Below are 17994 nucleotides of genomic sequence, written 5' to 3'. Positions count from 1 at the left end.
GCCATCCTATACGTTCCTACTGCCAAAGGATTTCCCCAAAACGGCGTATGCTTAGTATCCCACCGTAAACCGCGCTTGAATAAACTGCGGATCATCCAGCTCATCTACTAAAGCCGCAGCAAAATCGCCTACAGATATGCTGCTCTCGCCCAAATCATCTGTAATTACACGGTTCATGCCAATCCGGAATTGACCTGTTCTCCGCCCTGTAGTGATCGTTGCCGCCGGACTCATATAAGTCCAGTGAATGTTTGATTCCTCAAGAAGTCCATAGGCATCCGCATGGGCCTGCGACAGCGGTTTTACTTCTTCGGGGAATCCAGGTGTATTCATAAGCATTTCGCCAGAATCGGTCATCAGACTCCCTGCCCCGCCAACAACAACCAGACGTCCTGCATTTGCACGGCGCACGCCTTCAATCAGTGACCGAGTCACTTCCAGCAGTTCCTCTTCCTCGCCAAACTTCGGCCCATAAGCACTGACTACCGCTTCTTGTCCGGCTGCAAAATCAGCGACCTGATCGGGGTTAAGTATATCCCCCTGCTCCACACGCAAGCGCTTATGTACCATCTCCACCTTGGATGGATCACGCACGACTGCCGTTACTTCATGACCGCGATCCATCAATTCCCACAAGATGGTTTTCCCAATTTCGCCAGTTGCTCCAAAAATCGCTACTTTCATATCCATTCCCTCTTTTCTGTCGATTTCGTCTCATCAATATCGTTATTGTAATGCGATTTCCTTTTGTTATATACCTTAAACGGCTCACGTCATCTTAAACCGGAAATGAGCACTTGTAAACTCGAATCAACATCCCTGTTTTATACAGGGCGCCAAGTTCATCATGCCAAAAAACCTTTGGTTGTCCAAAGGTTAACGGTCTATTTTTACACATCCTGCTCCCCCTGCCTCCACCACATTCCCTCTGACTTCGGACTTGTATATTCAAAGCCAAATTGAGCGTATAAGCGATCAGCAGGAACATCAGCCAGCAGACTGACGAGTCCTCGCGCAGGTACGGCTTCGCGTAAATAGTTCATAATCTCGATCATAATCACTTTCCCGTAGCCCTTCCCCTGCAGATCGGGATGGACCGCAATATCGACCACCTGAAAAAAACAGCCGCCGTCCCCGATGACACGCCCCATACCAATCAGGACATCGTCCTCTCGTAAACATACTGCAAATAAACTCCGCGGCAGTCCAATCTCGGCTCCTTCCCGGCTCATCGGGCTAAGCCCGGCAATCTGCCGCAGCGTCAAATATTCCACCGCAGCTGGCGGTGCATGTTCAATTTTCACCTCATCCATCCACTGTTCTCCCTTCTGATTTTAATGAACTGCCATTTAATGCTTCATCTAAATGCGTGGATATTTATGCTGATCTTCCTCTGTAATCTCCCTGATGACCCTGCATGGATTCCCGGCAGCAATAACGCCGGCAGGAATAGGTTTGGTAACGACACTCCCCGCACCAATAACGACATTGTCTCCAATCGTGACGCCGGGCAGGACGGTTACTCCTCCCCCAATCCACACATTATTTCCTACTGAGATCGGTAAGGCAATCTCCAAGCCTTGGTTTCGCTGTTCAGCATCGAGTGGATGTTCAGGTGTATAGAACCCGCAATTAGGACCAATGAATACGTGATCTCCAAAACGGATTCTACCCGCATCAAGCATAACGGTATTATGATTGCAATAAAAATGTTCTCCGATCTCAATGTTATATCCCTGATCGCAATAAAACGGCTGCTCGATCAGAAATTTCTCTCCTGTTTTTGCAAAAAGCTTCCGGATAAGAGCCTCTCTTTCCGCTAGATTGCTTGGCCGAATTTGGTTATAGTCATAGCACATTTCCTTAGCAAAAGTGCGTTCTCTAACTAACTGTTCATCATTGTTATTATCGTAAAGCAGACCCTTCTGGGCTTTTTCCTTCTCCGTCCATTTCACACTGATTTCCTCCAACACATGATTTCTCTTCGCACAGGTGTATCCTAACAGAAATCCGTGAATTCTCCAATTGTGAATGAAGGGTATCACATGCCTCACAGTCCATTCGCCTCGCTCAACCAGCAGGTGAATGGGCCTCCTGTATTTCGTATAAATACCCTAAGATATCCTCTAAATCAACGCTCCATCTGCTTGAATTCATCGACTTCCTGTGTAATAGTGAGAGAAAGCTTGCGTGAACCGTGTTTCAATACGTTAAGTTGGTGCAGAGGAGGAAAAATTGTGTTTCAACATTGGTTCGATATCCTGCCCTCATATCCTGGCGCTGAAGCGGCGCTGCTCGGGGTGATCGCCCTGCTTCTGGTAACATACCTGTGGTCGGCCACAGAAATTCGCCGCAACCGGGAAAGACGAATACAAAGGGTACGAGATACATTATACATAAGCACAAAGCTTTTGGGACAACTTACCATTTGGGAACAGCGAAAATATGAAGTATCTGAACACGAGCACCATGAGCTGCTGAAGGCAATGCTGACCTGCAGGACGGCCTCATGCCTCTCCCCGCAGCTGCATGACCAGATTCGTGAATGCGTTAAAGACCACGATACGGCCAGACTTGCACTTATGCATAAAGCGCTGGAACGAGAGTGCACCGCACTTTCGGAAGAACTCATCCGGAATGCCCATTCCGTGCACTGGGGCAGGTCCATCTGGACAATTATCCGCCCGGCTGCTGAACCTGCCGCACTTGCAGCCACTGCACTTTTATTCGGAAGTTTCTACAACAAACTCCTGAGAGAAGGCATCATGCTGGACTCATGGGAAGGAATTCTACCATGGATACAGTGCGCTTCCCTCATGCTGACCATCGTTTACGGTTATCTGCTGTGGGCCAGTCCCAAACGGGGGACAGCCGGCACCTTACTGAGATGGCTCTCGCTGCTGATTGCGCTGTGCGCGCTGCTTCACCTGATCGGACTTGCGGCAGCGCCTTACGCTCTTGCACTGCAGCTGATTCTTTTTGCCTCAGGATTCAGATTGACCGGATCACGTTCCCGCAGTGAGCGTCCCTATGCCGGGCATACCGACAGCGGAGAAGCCGGCAGCAGTGACATCGCGTCAATCTCTGAATCCGTGGAGGAGGAGATGAATGATACAGATGCCTCCCGAAAATTCATATCCAGTTCAGACAAGTGAAACATTCCAATTCAGAGAATTGAACAACTCGTCTCTAGTGATTATATTTGTCTTATAATCCTGCTTTCAGAACAGGTAAAATGGTTAGTGCACAAAAAGGGCTGTTCTCCAAGTCACTTCCGTGATTTGAAGAGCAGCCTTTCATCATTTATTTATATTGTTTAGCTGCAGGTTGTGTTTGCAGCACTTTTTACGTTTTCCACGTTTGCAGCGTTTGTTACGTTTTTTTTTGCATCTACGACCCTTCTCAGCTTATCATCCTAATTGCACTATGAAGTAAATGACGTATTTCGTAAATTCGCTCCAAACAACGTTTCAGATTTCATGTCAATACATCATGATCATACGTTTAGGCTTCTCTATCCTTTGGCACTCGCATTTGATCCACGAACGGAACGGGATGAGGTACTTCGAGAGGTACTGCCGGATTTGGAGGCGCTGCCTGAGGACGTATTTTCAAAACGCCTGCGCTCCGTTCGCTCCATCTGCACAATCTGACCCTCATGTACTACGATGTGCAGTGAACCAAACTCCATGTCATTCAGCTGTCCGGCAATTCGGTCCAACCATACCTCATCCACTTTTAACGGCTTAGCCATAGAGCCGCCTCCTCTTCTCGGGCTTCCACCCGTTATAATCCTGTTAACATCTGTATTCCAAAAGATTATAATTCATTCTTATCCAACCTATATACTTGGTTTATACAATATCAGGGCTTCCAGCGGCTGTCAATTGATATTTTGATCCCATACAGCAGCTTCCTTTTCCAGCTCTTTTCTTACGCTTTCAGTACAACTACCCCTTATCTGACACGGCTTTATGCCCAAGCCAGCTTTTGAGCAGCAGCGTAGCCAAGGCCAGGATTAACAATAGCGAGGCCACAGCAAAGGAAGCTGAAAATTGATATTCGTTATACAGAATTTCAACGTGCAGCGGCAGGGTGTTCGTTTCTCCGCGAATGTGTCCAGACACTACAGATACAGCTCCGAATTCACCCATGGCACGCGCGTTACACAAGATGATGCCGTACAGAAGTCCCCATTTAATGTTGGGTAACGTCACGCTCCAGAAGATGCGCCACCCGGAGGCGCCAAGCGTCACAGCCGCTTCTTCTTCCCGAGTTCCTTGATCCTCCATGAGCGGAATCAGTTCTCTCGCCACGAAAGGAAAGGTAATAAACAATGTCGCAATCACAATGCCCGGCAGCGCAAAAATAATTTTGATATCATGCTCGGCCAGCCATGGGCCAAACCATCCGTTTGAGCCAAACACCAGAACAAAGATCAATCCGCCAACGACAGGGGAGATGGAAAAGGGAAGATCAATCAGGGTAATCAGCAGTCCTTTCCCTTTGAACTGGAATTTGGTGATGACCCAAGCTGCCGCCACGCCAAAAATCGTATTTAGCGGAACGGTGATTGCGGCAACCAGCAGAGTCAGCTTCAGTGCAGACAAGGCATCCGGTTCCGTCAGCGCAGCGATGTAGACACCCCAGCCTTGCTTCAGCGCTTCCATGAGCACGATCACCAGCGGCAGGATCAGCAGCCAGATCAGGACGAGACTCGCAAGTCCGATCAGCAGCCATTTTACCCAAGCTGCCTCTGTTGTCGCGCGATTTGTACTGCGTCCGGTTTTTACAGGCGGAACAGGACCAAGGGGTACAGAACTCGCCATAAATACACCTCCTTCGGTTTGGGTGAGCGTGACGCAGCGCGGCTGTGTATTTCCGTCCGGGCCGCCACGAAAGGGCAGGCCGCACGGACAGAATGTGAGGTTATTCGGACTACCTCTCCTCACCTCCTTGATGCTGCGATATCACGCTCTCCCTGCCTTACGACTCCAGCGTTGCAGAGAATTAATGATCAGCAGCAAGATAAACGAGATCAATAAGAGCAGCAAAGCTACGGCTGCAGCTCCTGCATAATCAAACTGTTCCAGCTTCGCCATAATGAGCAGCGGCGCGATTTCCGTTTTCATCGGCATATTGCCTGAAATAAATACAACTGAACCGTACTCACCAATGCCCCTGGCAAAAGCCAGTGCAAACCCTGTCAGCAGCGGGGGGATCAAATCCGGCAGCAAAATAGTGCGGAAAATCCGCCATCGCCCTGCTCCCAGCGTTGCCGCAGCCTCTTCCACTTCTGCCTCAAGCTCCTCCAGCACTGGCTGCACGGTACGTACGACAAACGGAATACCGATAAACATGAGCGCAAGTGTAATTCCGGCCTGAGAGTATGCCAGCTTGATGCCCAAAGGCTCTACGAACTGTCCAATCCAACCGTTTCCGGCATAGATTGCCGTAAGAGCCACTCCGGCTACTGCCGTGGGCAGCGCAAACGGCAGATCAATGACCGCATCGAATATTCGTTTACCGGGAAATGAATACCGGACCAGCACCCAAGCCAGGAGCAGGCCCAGGAACAGATCAATTAAAGCCGCTGCTCCGGCTGTCAGGAAGCTGACCCGAAACGAAGCCAGCACTCTTGGATTGGTGGCTACTTCCACCATCGCTGCCCAAGTCAATCCTGTGGAGTTGAATATCAGTGCCGTCAGTGGAATTAGCACGACCAGACTCAGATACAATACGCTGTAACCCATCGTTAATCCGAATCCTGGCAGTGTTCGCCTTCCCCGGATTGCGATCCCCTTGCTCATGCCTATTCACCCTCTCCGCCGTCAGCCGGTAGGGCTGGTTGGCTGCGTACAGTGCAATATGTGCTCTTGTAGTGTTTCTTTTGTTGTGTTTCTTTTGCTCTCTTTTGGTTCTGCTGCACTTTCGTTGTTCTCCCAGTTCGACTCCTCGGTTCCGAGAAGAGGTGTTCCTAGCTGCCCGGTACGTAGATCTGATCGAAGACACCGCCATCTTTGAAGTGTTTGGCCTGGGTATCCCGCCAAGTACCAAAAACATCTTTTAACGTGAACAGCTCCAGCGCCGGGAACTGGTCCTTGAATTTCTCTTTCACACGGTCCAGCGTTGGACGGTAGTAATTTTCGGCAGCAATCGTCTGGCCTTCTTCGCTGTAAAGGTATTGGAGGTAAGCCTCCGCCACATCGCGGGTACCTTTTTTGTCTACATTTTTATCCACGATCGCCACAGGGGGTTCAGCCAAAATGCTGATGGAAGGCACAACGATGTCGAATTTGTCCGGTCCCAGCTCTTTCACCGAGAGGAATGCCTCATTCTCCCAAGCCAGCAGCACATCGCCAATGCCGCGTTCCACAAATGTCGTTGTTGATCCTCGAGCACCCGAGTCGAGCACAGGAGCGTGTTTGAACAGTTCTGCCACGAACTGTTTGGCCTTCTCTTCGTCGTTGTTGTTATGCTTCAGGGCATAACCCCATGCCGCCAAATAGTTCCACCGTGCGCCGCCCGATGTTTTCGGATTCGGTGTAATCACCTGGGTGTCTCCTTTGATCAGATCATCCCAATCCTTGATGCCTTTGGGATTACCTTTGCGCACCAGAAACACAATGGTGGACGTGTACGGTGAACTGTTATGCTCGTATTTTTCCTGCCAGCCTGCATTAATCAGGCCTTTATCTTCAATCGCATCAATATCATAGCCAAGCGCCAGCGTCACCACATCTGCATCCAGTCCGTCAATGACGGAACGGCTCTGCTTACCCGAACCTCCGTGAGATTGTTTAATGGTCACTTCCTGACCCTTCTCTTTCAGCCAATGCGCGGCAAATGCCTTATTATATTCCTCATAAAGTTCCCGTGTCGGGTCATAGGAAACGTTGAGCAGTTCAACTACTTTGCTTCCTTCCTTGGTCCCGTCTGTTCCTGATCCTGCTGAAGCACCTGCCGCACCAGACCCGCTGTTATCGGATCTGCAAGCCGCCAGCACCCCTGTTAACACCAGTGCCAGCCCAACCAGAATTCCCTTATGAACTCTCTTTCCCATCACTTTACACTCCCCCCGATATAAACTTGCATGATTAACTACAGGTTGGCAGAACAGCGGAACGCACCCGAAAAAAAAACAACAAGACGGAGGAACCCCTGCGCACTCTCCCCTCATCAAGTCATGCCGACCCCAAGGCCGTGTATGCTTCATCCGGTAAAATGCGCTGCGGTGTTCCTCCGTCTATACGGTGAGAACGCTATGCTGTTCAAATGTGTGTACTCTTGTGTCTGTCATGACCGACTCCGCAACAAAATCAGCCATTTTCATTATTCCTACCTGTTTAGTAAGTTATATACGTATAATAAAGGCAGTCTATATGACTGTCAAACGTTTTTTCCACTTTTCACCGAAATTCTGCACCTCTGGAAAAAAAGAGGAACAACGGCTCCTTACTCGTTGTTCCCTTCCGCGAAGTTTAATCCTTCGCTGATCCTGTTCACATGACTGGAGCCGGGCTGCAGAACCTGCCCGTTCTTTATCTGCCCGCATACCGAATATTCGGCATTGGAGGCGGGTTCATTCCTTCACCCAGATAAAAGCCGGTATGCGGCGGCTGGTTATAAGCCGTATTTTGCCAAGCGATTCCGAGACGATATACCGGATCATGCATCAGAGTATAAATACGCTTGTCCGTCAGAGCTGTGGTGGTGTAGATTCGCAATGCCGAGCTGTCATTTGTACGCCATACGACCTCTTCCCGCCAGTCTCCGAAAAGGTCTGCCTGAAGGCTCGGTGTAGATTTGGTGCCATTATTGGAAGATACCCCGGAAGCAGTCAGCAGATTTACAGTTTTACTGTTGGCATAGTCCCATTTGTCGATCCGGTTGCTGTCCAGCAGCTCGCGCAGCAGATCACCGTCCCACCAGATGCCAAAATTCGTGGAAGAAGGCAGAACAGAACCGAGCTTCTGCCCTTTGGCTGTGTACAGGCTGCCGTCTGCCCATACTTCGGCACCTTTGTACCTTGGATCGATATCTGCTGCCATGCCGCGTCCAATATCTTTCGTTGTTTTGATACCCCAGATAAGCTGACCCGTACCTGCATCACGGAACGATACCCCTGCATTGGACGGTGTCTCGTGAACCTGAAATACCTCCAGCCCCGGACGATCCGGGTCCAGATCACTCAGATGCATCGCATCTCCATGCTTCAAACCTGTCGTGTACAGCCCTCTTCCATTATCGTCGACAGCCATAGCCCCATAAACAATCTCATCCCTGCCATCCCCGTCGACATCAGCCACACTCAGATTATGATTTCCCTGTCCGGCATAGCCTGAATTGCCTGCCGTATTGGAGTCAAAAATCCACTGCTTAGTCAGCTGTCCGTTTCGCCAGTTATAGGCTGCCAGCACACTCCGTGTATAGTACCCGCGAGCCATAACCAGACTTGGGCGTTCACCATCCAGGTAAGCAACGGCCGCGAGAAAGCGGTCGACCCGATTGCCGTAATTGTCTCCCCAGTCTGAGACATTACCCCGTGCCGGTTCATAGTTTATGGTGGACATCGCTTTTCCCGTCTGCCCGTTGAAGATCGTCAGGAATTCGGGTCCGGATAACACATAGCCGCTCGAATTGCGGTAATCCTTGCTGGCATCCCCGATCACAATGCCTGTACCATCCCGAGTGCCGTCAGCTGTTTTCATGGCGATTTCGGCTTTGCCGTCCCCATCCAAATCGTAAACCATGAACTGGGTATAGTGAGCGCCCGCACGAATATTTTTGCCTAAACTGATCCGCCACAGGCGAGTGCCGTTTAATTTGTATGCATCGATGAATACTTCACCGGTATAACCGCTTTGCGAGTTATCCTTGGAGTTGGAAGGGTCCCACTTCACGATCAGCTCGTATTGACCGTCTCCATCCAGATCCCCTGCGCTGGCGTCGTTGGCACTGTAGGTATAAGCCACACCATCCGGTGTGGTTCCACCCGCAGGAACTTGAAGCGGCACGCTCAAATAATTGCTGCCCCAGACACCTGCAGCGGCAGAAGCAGCCTGCTCGGTTCCACCAACAACAGCACGCACCGTATACTTTGAACTGCTTGTCCCGCCTGCATCCTGCAGATTGGTGCTGCCTGTTATAGGTGATGTATTCACTTTGATTCCATCCCGATACACATTAAAAGCCACATTGGAGCCTTCCGTTCCGAGCAGACGCCAACTGACAAACACACCACTGCCTGTTTTCACTGCCACCACACCCCGATCCAGATATTCCATCTGCCTCGGACCAGCTGCATGAGCTCCAGGCAGGTGGATCAGACCAGGCGAAGCGGAAAACAGTGCCGAGCCCAGCAGCATTATGCCGGCTGCCCGCCATGTGCGCTTCCAGAGTGATAATTGTCCCATTATTCATTGCCTCCCCAATCAAATTGGTAAGCCCAATGCCTTGTAGCGCATCTACAGATATGTTGGTAAAAATCAATTTTATGTAAGCGCTTTACTAATTATATTTTAAATTAAACATAAAATCCCATCTATAGGTCTTAATTAGTAAAAACGTTGGTCGTCAGACATTTCGTTCGTATCACAAAAGTAACTGTGATTTCATAATCCGTTCATCGGCCTGACAGATCCCATTGCACATTTTTCTAACGATCTCCAGAAACGCTATTCGGGCATGGTCGCACGGTTTTATTTTCTAACAATTTCAGAAAAGCTTACTGAGACGATCACCCCCGGATTATCGGACTAATCCAAAGGTTACGTTGTGAATTCAGATTTGGCAACAATGGAAGCAACCTTTTGAACAGAAGGGTCGTCTATAGGTGCAAATCACTTTAAAATAAAGGGAAATACCTCCCTGGAAAAGCGAGGCGACACGAGATGAAAAAAAATATGATGGCTGCTTTCAGCGCAGCGGCGCTGCTTACGCTCTCACTAAGTGCAGGTCCTCTCCATGCTGCGCCATCCAATTTCACGGATATTCAAGGATTACCAGGTGCAGACAAAATTGAATCCCTTCATCAGAACGGGTTAATCAAAGGGGTTAGTGACAACTTGTTCAAGCCGGAAGAACAGCTGAATACAGCCCAAGGCATTCAATTGATTGTAGACGGGCTGGATCTTAACCTTAACGCTATTCGTTTCATCAAAATGCCTGTACCGAGTGATTATTTTTCTGCTGTAAAAGATGGCGTCTGGTACAGCGATGCGTTCATCCGCGCACAGTACAACAGCATCAAGCTGCCGCAGAATATCGACCCCTCCAAACCGCTCACCCGTGAGCAGTACACCCTGTTCCTGATGCAGGCCATAGAGGCCAAAGGCGGTCTGCCTATGATCAAAATTCAGCCTGTTGATATCACAGATGAGAAAGAGCTTACGCCGGAGTACCAAGGTGCAGTACAGCGTTCCCTCGTGCTGAAAATCAGCACGCTGGATGCGAATGGACAGTTCAATCCGAAACAAGCCATTACTCGCGCTGATGCTGCGGTGATGATGTACAATGCAATGGAGCACATGGAATCCTTCTTTACACCGCAAATCCCGGAAACACCGGAGAAGTGAGATTAAATTTTCTCTTTAGTAAAGCCGGATTTTAAAAAGCTGATTATTTTGTAAAAGAAAACAGCACCAAATAAACTGCACTATTCTTTCGTAGAAAGAGTGCAGTTTATTTATTATACTGAGTTTGAATTTGAGATGGAGATTCACCTAAAGGTAGAGTGGAAATAAAGCGTGAGTTTGAATCGGAGCCTCTGTCTACGTGATTTATATTACACTGCAGAATCTGTCTCGTCTTTGATGCAGGAGGTTAGCTTGGTCAAACCCTTTAGCAGCATGGTCGTTTTCTAAATATCTCCGCCGCGATAAATATACGCAGACCATTTCGGAAAAACCTCTTTGAAAAATTTGTTTCCCAGGTCGGTTAAGTCCGAACTTTGCTAAACCAGGTCTTCCTTGAGTGAGCCATCCTCCTGAAATGGTTCTACAACGTTTAACTTATGTTCAACTAAAAATTTCATGTGTACCACTGTCATTGAAGTCACCTGCTGTCGATACGACAGACTTTTGCTTCTTTTCAGCATCGTAGGATAACTGTATCTTAATATACTCACACCTGCCGATCACCTCGATTATATGTACTATTGATATCATATTTTACCATACACAGAAATTCCCATTCAGACCGGAGCAATCTCCTGCCCACTTCTTTCTGTGCGTACACCAATACAAACACACAGCAGTTTGATCATCGGCAGCCTCTATCGCAGCAGTAAAATAACAGGTACAGGCCGCCTCATATTGAGCAGCTGAAACGAAGTTGAAGCGTAGTTGAAAAAGCAAAAAAGCGAGTACTCCCCCTGATTAGAAGGACCGTACTCGCTTAAATTATTACTGCTTATAATCCACGTTCAGATGATCTTAGAATGAACCTTTTACAACGACTTCAGACAATGGGAAGCGGCCTGACGGACGAGCCGGCTCAGCAGCCTTACCCACAGTGATCAACAGGGTTGGCACAAAACGTGCAGGGATGTTGAATGCTTCAATCAATTGCTGCGGGTTGTATCCACCCATCGGGCAGGTGTCATAACCCAGGGAGCGTGCTGCAAGCATGATATTCTGGGAAGCAAACGAAGCGTTGCGAATCGCTTCATCACGAGCGATTTGCGGACTTTGGTAAGCACCGTTAATTTGACCAACCAATGCGTCACGAACTTCCGCAGGCAGTGCACCAGCTTCAACAGCCTGATCATAGATAAATGTGTTGCGGTTAGCTTCCAGATCACCAAGAACCGCAATGGTAACGGAGCTGTCAACCACTTGTGTTTGGCCGTAAGCAATCGGGAGCAATTTTGCTTTGTCTGCTTCGGATTCAATGACGAGGAATCTCCAGTGCTGCAGATTCCAGGAAGATGGTGCTTCCGCAGCTGCGGTCAGTATTGCGTTCAGATCAGCTTCCGGCAATACAAAACCTTTTTCATACTTTTTAACTGCGTGGCGTTCGCTAATGACGCGAAGTGTTTCATTTTTTTCAGTAACCGACATTGTGTTCCACTCCCTAGTTGTGTTTGGAATATTTTATTTTTACGTTCGCAAAGCCTCTTGAAAGCTATTTCGCCCTCAAGCAAAGACCTTCCGAAAATAACATCAGCGCAGACGAACGCTCCCCATCTGTGTTCACGTTATGCCCGGAATCACCTCAATCTTCAATCCATCTTACACCGGAGCATACGCCTGTTTACACTTCTCCCCCATGCCTGGTCGAGCTGCATCATGATCCACCTAACGGATGACAATCATCAAGACTTCTCTTTCTCTTTGACAGAGAAACCTTCTATTAGACAGGCTCCTTCTCCACGCTCAATGCTTTGTCTTACATCACGAATGGATATTCCATCGAAATAAGCGCTCAGCGCCTCTTCTCCTCCATCGTATATAGCCCCCATCACACCCTGCATATTAGAGGATACTTTACAAGGTGAACCCGATTCACCTGAACACCAGCTTGGCCCCAGTGAACCTCCGGCTACGAGCCTGTACACTTCCCCCAGCTTGATCTCTTCACTTGGACGGCTGAGCAAGTACCCGCCATGGGCACCTTCCTTTGTTGTCAGGTAGCCATGTTTACGCAGAACACTCAGTACCTTGCGGACTCTGGCCGGGTGCGTCCCCACACTTTGGGACAGGTCTTCACTGTTGGCCATGCACTCGCTTCTCATGGATAGAAAAACAAGACAATGCACCGCAATGGTAAATTCGCTGTTCATAACTTACTCCCTTCCCGGCATAATGCGCCGATGAACTTCTTTCCAAGGTAAGTATAACTGTCATTATATGAATAACAGTTATGTTTGTCAACACCTGCACCTGGGCTTGGACCAAGTATGAATATGCCTGTTATACCAATACTTACAGCCCCTCTACGATCTGCTGAAAACACATTTGGAAAAGCAGGTTGGAGAAGCCATTTATATAAAAAAAGTGAGCCTTTCGCATCGCGAAGGGCTCCAATAAGATAGACATATGAAAGGGCTTACGTGATTATTATAATCGGTAATCCGCAATTTGAAAACGCTTTTTTTGTAAAGTTTGATTTTAATCTGATTTCATGATAACCCGGCTCATTTTAAAATAATGATTGCCAAAACTAATGTCATTAGTTATATTACTAACATCATTAGTTTACGGGAGGTTTTCAAGTGCGTATTATCCGCGAGTTCGATGTAACCCAAGTCACATTTTTCCCCCGCCTCTTTCCTGTAAATGTCTATCTGGTTGAAGAAGAGCAGCATTTGACCCTGATTGATGCAGGAATGCCATTCAGTCTTAAAGGAATTCTTACAGCAGCCGCTGCACTCGGTAAGCCTATTACTACCATCATCCTGACCCATGCTCATGCTGATCATGTTGGTTCACTTGATGGTCTCAAGGATGCACTTCCCGATGCTGAGGTGTGCATCTCCAGACGGGATGCCGAGCTGTTAGCAGGGGATGTTTCACTGCTGCCGCACGAGCCGCAGACGAAAATACGCGGCAGTGTGCCTAAAGGCGTCCGTACGAAGCCGGATCGCCTGCTCGAAGATGGCGACCAGATCGGTTCGCTGGTCGCCATTGCTTCTCCAGGCCATACGCCGGGGCATATGGCCTTTATGGATACACGCAGCCGAGTGCTGATTGCCGGCGACGCGTATCAGGTGCACGGCGGTCTGGCTGTGTCCGGCCGCATGCGCCCGCTTTTCCCGTTCCCTGCGCTGGCCACGTGGAATCGCGAAGCGGCACTAGCCAGCGCCAAGCGCCTGGCAGAGCTGGAACCGTCCGTGCTGGCCGTTGGCCACGGACGGATGCTGCGCCAGCCCGCGACCGCCATGCGCGCGGCCGCAGCGGATGCGCAGCAGCGGCTGCAGCCAGCCGGGGGGCAGCGATGAGCCCCCGGCAAGGTCTGGACCGCGACGCGCTGCTCAGCGCCGCGATCCAGATCGTGGACAGCGACGGCTTTGAGGCGCTGACCCTTGCCGCTCTTGCGAAGCGGCTCGATGTGCGCTCACCGTCGCTCTATAACCACATCAGCGGGCTTCCCGGGCTTCGCCAAGAACTGGCGCTGATGTCAGTGCAGCAGCTTGGCCTCGCCGTAAACGAGGCTGCGGCTGACCACACCGGCGATGAGGCCATTCAGGCCATCGCCGCTGCTTACTTGGGCTTCGTTCGCCGGCATCCCGGGCTCTACGAAGCCTCGTACCATGCACCCGATCTGAATGAACCACAGCTCGCGGCATGCAAAACAGCTCTGCTGAACATGATGCTGCATACCCTGCAGCCATACCCCCTCACCGAAGCGCAGGCGCTGCATGCTGTTCGGGGATTGCGCAGCCTCTGCCATGGTTTTGCCTCAATCGAGGCACAGGGCGGCTTCGGCATGGATTTCAGTCCAGACGACAGTTTGCGTCTGACTGTGTCTGCCTTTCTTCACGGGCTGCGTCACCTTTCCGAAAACACATAACAAGGCCGCTCTTGTCAGAGTAAGAGGACAGTCTTGAACAAGCTGCACCAAGTCATTGAACCTCGCCCAGCCAGTCAAGCTTTGGGTACCGCATGAAGTTTCCATCTTCGCGGTACCTTTTCATTTTCCCATCGTTCGAATAAACATGAGCTCGGCGGGAACACTATTACATACATATTTTCCTAATAAAAAAAGGTCGGTATCTTCATCGTTTTATAATATATGCGTTCTATCGAGTTCCAGCGTTTGTGCTATAATAGGAACTGAAAAATCAGGTTATTTGTATTTCATCCGGTCTATCGGATTACATATCATTCCAGAAAGAGGGCGTTTACGTGGCTCAAATCTCTCCGTACTATCTTCAGATCGGGGCGACCGTTGGTATGCTGGTCATGGCCTTACTTGCCATCTTTATTCGCATGAAGGCCAGCCACCGACCAGTCACCATTCGTAAAATCATTATTCCGCCGCTCGGCATGAGCACAGGCTTTTTTATGTTTGCTGTACAGGAGACGCGTGTCCCATGGTTATGGGCATTCATTGCTTTTCTGGTCGGCTGGTTTATTTTCTCGTATCCGCTGATTCGCAGCACCCGGTTTGAACGCGTAGGAGAAGAGATCTTCGCCACACGTTCCCGCAGTTTTGCCTTCATCTTGCTTGGATTGCTGGCTGTACGCCTAATACTGCATGAAGTCATCCAGCAGTACGTCAGTATTCCGCAAACGGGTGGTTTGTTCTTCCTGCTCGCGTTCGGTATGATTGTGCGCTGGCGTGTATATATGTATAAGCACTACAAAGAAGTGCTGGCTGTTCAACATTAGGCAGCTGTAGTGTCGCAGTATCACAGCAACTCAAAAGACACGTTCATCACCATCCAAAGGTGCTAAAGAACGTGTCTTTTACTTTTCTTGCTGTCACTTTTGTGTTTGCTTTTGTCTTCAACTTCAGACACGAGAGCCCCACAGACCTGCTCAGCTGAGACTTGAAGCAAAAAGCCATTTATCATTCAGGGTCCGCAACTTTTACCAGCTGCTTGCCCAGATTATCTCCCGAGAAAAGACCTATGAAGGCTTCCGGTGTGCGTTCGAAACCATCTACGATGTTCTCCTCATACTGCAGCTTGCCTTCCTTGATCCATTTGGCCAGCTTGGCGCGCCCTTCCTTAAAGGACTTTGTATAGTCGCCCAGCAAAAAGCCTTTCATCAGTGCTGTGTTCGTTAACAGCAGTGTCTGTGGACGCATTCCGATATCCGGCTTCTCCAGATTATAGGATGAAATCTGTCCACACAGCGGAATACGAGCATTCCGATTAATATGACGCAGCACGGCATCCGAGATGTCGCCGCCGACATTGTCGAAATACACGTCCACTCCGTTTGGACAAGCTTTTGCAATCGCTGCAGACATATCCTGCTCCGTCTTGTAATTGAGCACAACGTCGAAGCCAAGCTTTTCTCTCAGATAATCGCATTTATCGTCAGAACCGGCAATACCGACCACACGTGCACCGACGATTTTACCGATTTGACCCGCAATCATCCCCACAGCTCCTGCCGCACCGGATACAACAACCGTCTCGCCATCTTTAGGTTTTCCGATATCCTCCATACCGAAGTATGCGGTCAACCCCGTCAAGCCGAGTGCACCCAGATAGGCTGTGATTGGAGCCTCATCTGAATCAATCAGTGACAGATCCGCTGTATTGACCGCAGCGTACTGCTGCCATCCCCACATGCCGGTGACCAGATCCCCTTTGCGCAAATTCGGCTCGGACGATTCCACAACCTGTCCAATCGCCCCACCCTTAATGACTTCATTCAAGGCATACGGTGGTGCATACGATTTCGTATCTTTCATTCGTCCCCGCATGTACGGATCGACCGACAAATATAATGTACGAACCAGCACCTGCCCGGCTTCCGGTTCTGGCAGCGGTACCTCAACGAATTCAAAATTTTCTCTGGAAGGTGCCCCTTCAGGACGGGACGCCAGTACAATCTGTTTGTTTACAGTCATCAAAATAACCTCCTGATTCCCAATGGCTTCAAGGTCAACCCTTGTCATCTGCAGTGAAACAGTGCACCACTGGCTCTATGTTGAATCTTCATAATAGTTTAAACCGAAACAGGCGGATCACAAACGTGGGCCGCCCAGAAATATACAAATATCATCACACGGCAGCTTTCAACCATGCCTAATACAATTTTTCAATCCTTACGGGGACTTCTCAATGACCCATCTAATAAAACCTCTCAACCAACCTTACTGTGCAGTCAAAATGACGGGGCCTTCCGCTGTGATCGCAATGGTGTGCTCATATTGGGCAGACAGGCTTCCATCCAATGTGCGTGCAGTCCAACCGTCTGAATCCAGCTTGCTGCGGAATGTTCCTGTATTCAGCATCGGTTCAATGGTAATAACCATACCTTCCTTGAGACGTGGGCCGCGATGTGGCGGACCGTAATGTGGAACCTGAGGTTCTTCGTGCATCTTTTCCCCGATCCCGTGTCCAATAAATTCACGAACTACCGCCAGACCTTCTCCTTCGGCATACTGCTGAATTGCATTGGAGATGTCACCGATCCGATTGCCTACAACTGCAAGCTCTATCCCTTTATATAGAGAGTTTTTGGTCACATCCAGCAGATGCTGTGCTTCGGGACTTACATTCCCCACCGCATAAGACCAAGCCGAATCGGCCAGCCAGCCATTCAAATTAACGACCATGTCGATGGTAACGATATCGCCGTCTTTCAGTACGTATTTTCCCGGAAAGCCGTGACAGATCACGTCATTAACCGACGCACATGTCGCATAAGGGTATCCGTTGTACCCCTTTTGTTCCGGAATAGCGCCATTTTTTTTAATAAATGCTTCTGCAAACTGGTCAATTTCCTGTGTTGTGATCCCCGGACGAATCAATTTTGCGATTTCTCTATGGCACGCAGCAAGAATTTCGCCCGCTTTTCTCATATATTCAATCTGTTCTTTGGTCTTTAAAGTAATCATGCCAACTACTCCTTGTCCGTTATGATCTTATCCTGTCTTCTATTGTAACGCGAAATGCCCAAAATAAAAAATTTCGGTTCTCTAGCCAACATCATATTATACGCCAAGCCGTCAATGGATGAATACTCTTTTCTCGAAAAACACGAAACCCCTCTCAGACGAGCATCGTATTAGCATAAATAACTGAAAACGAAAGGGTGAACGACTTATGTTTAAGAAGCTCATAGGAAAACTAATGGACTCCAAGTCCTCATCTCACCACAAACGTTACAGTTCCTCCAATAGACGATCCTATAAAAAATACAGCAGCTCCTCCGGCAAACGCACATACAAACGCTACTCATCATCGGATATGAAACACAGGGATCAACGCCATGGCTCCGGTTATTATAAAAGCAGGAAATACAGCTCCAGCTAAACGAAATACGGTTCTGGCCGGATTGACTGTACAAACCCTAGGTGATAGACCAG

The 17994-nt window shown here is 49.1% G+C and carries 18 protein-coding genes; 5 read left to right on the top strand and 13 right to left on the bottom strand.

The genetic code is table 11. From position 1 onward, the window contains the following. Positions 1 to 51: 51 nt before the first annotated feature. From MKY97_RS02735 to MKY97_RS02725, 3 genes are all read right to left on the bottom strand, one after another. Complete coding sequence (locus MKY97_RS02735) at positions 52 to 684, bottom strand: NAD(P)H-binding protein (protein WP_342554001.1); 633 nt, start codon at positions 682 to 684, stop codon at positions 52 to 54. Positions 685 to 890: 206 nt separating this feature from the next. Beyond that, positions 891 to 1313, bottom strand: coding sequence for a GNAT family N-acetyltransferase (locus MKY97_RS02730; protein ID WP_342554000.1), 423 nt, complete (start codon positions 1311 to 1313; stop codon positions 891 to 893). Between the two features lie 48 nt (positions 1314 to 1361). Beyond that, positions 1362 to 1955, bottom strand: a complete 594-nt coding sequence (locus MKY97_RS02725; protein WP_342553999.1) for a sugar O-acetyltransferase — start codon at positions 1953 to 1955, stop codon at positions 1362 to 1364. A 282-nt stretch (positions 1956 to 2237) separates the two neighbouring features. Here MKY97_RS02725 and MKY97_RS02720 point away from each other — a divergent pair, with 282 nt between their 5' ends. Next, positions 2238 to 3155: a hypothetical protein gene (locus tag MKY97_RS02720; protein WP_342553998.1), complete on the top strand. Its 918-nt coding sequence runs from the start codon at positions 2238 to 2240 to the stop codon at positions 3153 to 3155. Positions 3156 to 3514: 359 nt separating this feature from the next. Here MKY97_RS02720 and MKY97_RS02715 read toward each other — a convergent pair whose 3' ends face one another. From MKY97_RS02715 to MKY97_RS02695, 5 genes are all read right to left on the bottom strand, one after another. Continuing rightward, positions 3515 to 3754 carry a YezD family protein gene (locus tag MKY97_RS02715; RefSeq protein ID WP_342553997.1) on the bottom strand — a complete coding sequence of 80 codons (240 nt, stop codon included), beginning with the start codon at positions 3752 to 3754 and terminating at the stop codon, positions 3515 to 3517. Between the two features lie 196 nt (positions 3755 to 3950). Beyond that, positions 3951 to 4829: a sulfate ABC transporter permease subunit CysW gene (cysW, locus tag MKY97_RS02710; RefSeq protein ID WP_342553996.1), complete on the bottom strand. Its 879-nt coding sequence runs from the start codon at positions 4827 to 4829 to the stop codon at positions 3951 to 3953. A gap of 141 nt (positions 4830 to 4970) precedes the next feature. Further along, a complete protein-coding gene (gene cysT, locus MKY97_RS02705) occupies positions 4971 to 5810 on the bottom strand; it encodes a sulfate ABC transporter permease subunit CysT (RefSeq protein ID WP_342553995.1) in 840 nt (279 codons plus the stop codon). A 167-nt stretch (positions 5811 to 5977) separates the two neighbouring features. Beyond that, positions 5978 to 7063 (bottom strand): sulfate ABC transporter substrate-binding protein, encoded by a 1086-nt coding sequence (locus tag MKY97_RS02700; RefSeq protein ID WP_342553994.1) that lies wholly within the window; start codon positions 7061 to 7063, stop codon positions 5978 to 5980. 478 nt (positions 7064 to 7541) lie between these two features. Then, positions 7542 to 9287: a rhamnogalacturonan lyase gene (locus MKY97_RS02695; protein ID WP_342556209.1), complete on the bottom strand. Its 1746-nt coding sequence runs from the start codon at positions 9285 to 9287 to the stop codon at positions 7542 to 7544. A gap of 606 nt (positions 9288 to 9893) precedes the next feature. Between MKY97_RS02695 and MKY97_RS02690 the strand changes: the two genes are divergently transcribed. Then, entirely contained in the window at positions 9894 to 10577 is a 684-nt protein-coding gene (locus tag MKY97_RS02690) for an S-layer homology domain-containing protein (RefSeq protein ID WP_342553993.1), read from the top strand. A gap of 377 nt (positions 10578 to 10954) precedes the next feature. Here MKY97_RS02690 and MKY97_RS02685 read toward each other — a convergent pair whose 3' ends face one another. The 3 genes from MKY97_RS02685 to MKY97_RS02675 all read right to left on the bottom strand — a co-directional run bounded on the left by MKY97_RS02685 (position 10955) and on the right by MKY97_RS02675 (position 12784). Further along, complete coding sequence (locus MKY97_RS02685) at positions 10955 to 11128, bottom strand: hypothetical protein (RefSeq protein ID WP_342553992.1); 174 nt, start codon at positions 11126 to 11128, stop codon at positions 10955 to 10957. A gap of 307 nt (positions 11129 to 11435) precedes the next feature. Continuing rightward, positions 11436 to 12062, bottom strand: coding sequence for a nitroreductase family protein (locus MKY97_RS02680; RefSeq protein WP_342553991.1), 627 nt, complete (start codon positions 12060 to 12062; stop codon positions 11436 to 11438). Between the two features lie 254 nt (positions 12063 to 12316). Then, positions 12317 to 12784, bottom strand: a complete 468-nt coding sequence (locus MKY97_RS02675; RefSeq protein ID WP_342553990.1) for an Rrf2 family transcriptional regulator — start codon at positions 12782 to 12784, stop codon at positions 12317 to 12319. Between the two features lie 432 nt (positions 12785 to 13216). Here MKY97_RS02675 and MKY97_RS02670 point away from each other — a divergent pair, with 432 nt between their 5' ends. The 3 genes from MKY97_RS02670 to MKY97_RS02660 all read left to right on the top strand — a co-directional run bounded on the left by MKY97_RS02670 (position 13217) and on the right by MKY97_RS02660 (position 15335). Continuing rightward, positions 13217 to 13942 (top strand): MBL fold metallo-hydrolase, encoded by a 726-nt coding sequence (locus tag MKY97_RS02670; protein ID WP_342553989.1) that lies wholly within the window; start codon positions 13217 to 13219, stop codon positions 13940 to 13942. Further along, a complete protein-coding gene (locus MKY97_RS02665) occupies positions 13939 to 14514 on the top strand; it encodes a WHG domain-containing protein (protein WP_342553988.1) in 576 nt (191 codons plus the stop codon). Before MKY97_RS02670 ends, MKY97_RS02665 begins: the two co-directional genes overlap by 4 nt. 335 nt (positions 14515 to 14849) lie before the next feature. Continuing rightward, positions 14850 to 15335, top strand: a complete 486-nt coding sequence (locus MKY97_RS02660) for a cytochrome c biogenesis protein CcdC (protein ID WP_342553987.1) — start codon at positions 14850 to 14852, stop codon at positions 15333 to 15335. Positions 15336 to 15516: 181 nt separating this feature from the next. Here the strand turns inward: MKY97_RS02660 and MKY97_RS02655 are convergent, their stop codons facing one another. Together MKY97_RS02655 and map are read right to left on the bottom strand one after the other, a co-directional pair. Then, complete coding sequence (locus tag MKY97_RS02655) at positions 15517 to 16530, bottom strand: NADP-dependent oxidoreductase (RefSeq protein WP_342553986.1); 1014 nt, start codon at positions 16528 to 16530, stop codon at positions 15517 to 15519. Between the two features lie 246 nt (positions 16531 to 16776). After that, complete coding sequence (map, locus tag MKY97_RS02650; protein ID WP_342553985.1) at positions 16777 to 17523, bottom strand: type I methionyl aminopeptidase; 747 nt, start codon at positions 17521 to 17523, stop codon at positions 16777 to 16779. Positions 17524 to 17994 lie beyond the last annotated feature (471 nt).

Origin of the sequence: Paenibacillus sp. FSL R7-0652 (assembly GCF_038595045.1) — a bacterium.
Taxonomy (GTDB): domain Bacteria; phylum Bacillota; class Bacilli; order Paenibacillales; family Paenibacillaceae; genus Paenibacillus.
The sequence above is the reverse complement of the archived record's forward strand: the minus strand, read 5'-3'. Positions and strand labels throughout refer to the sequence as shown.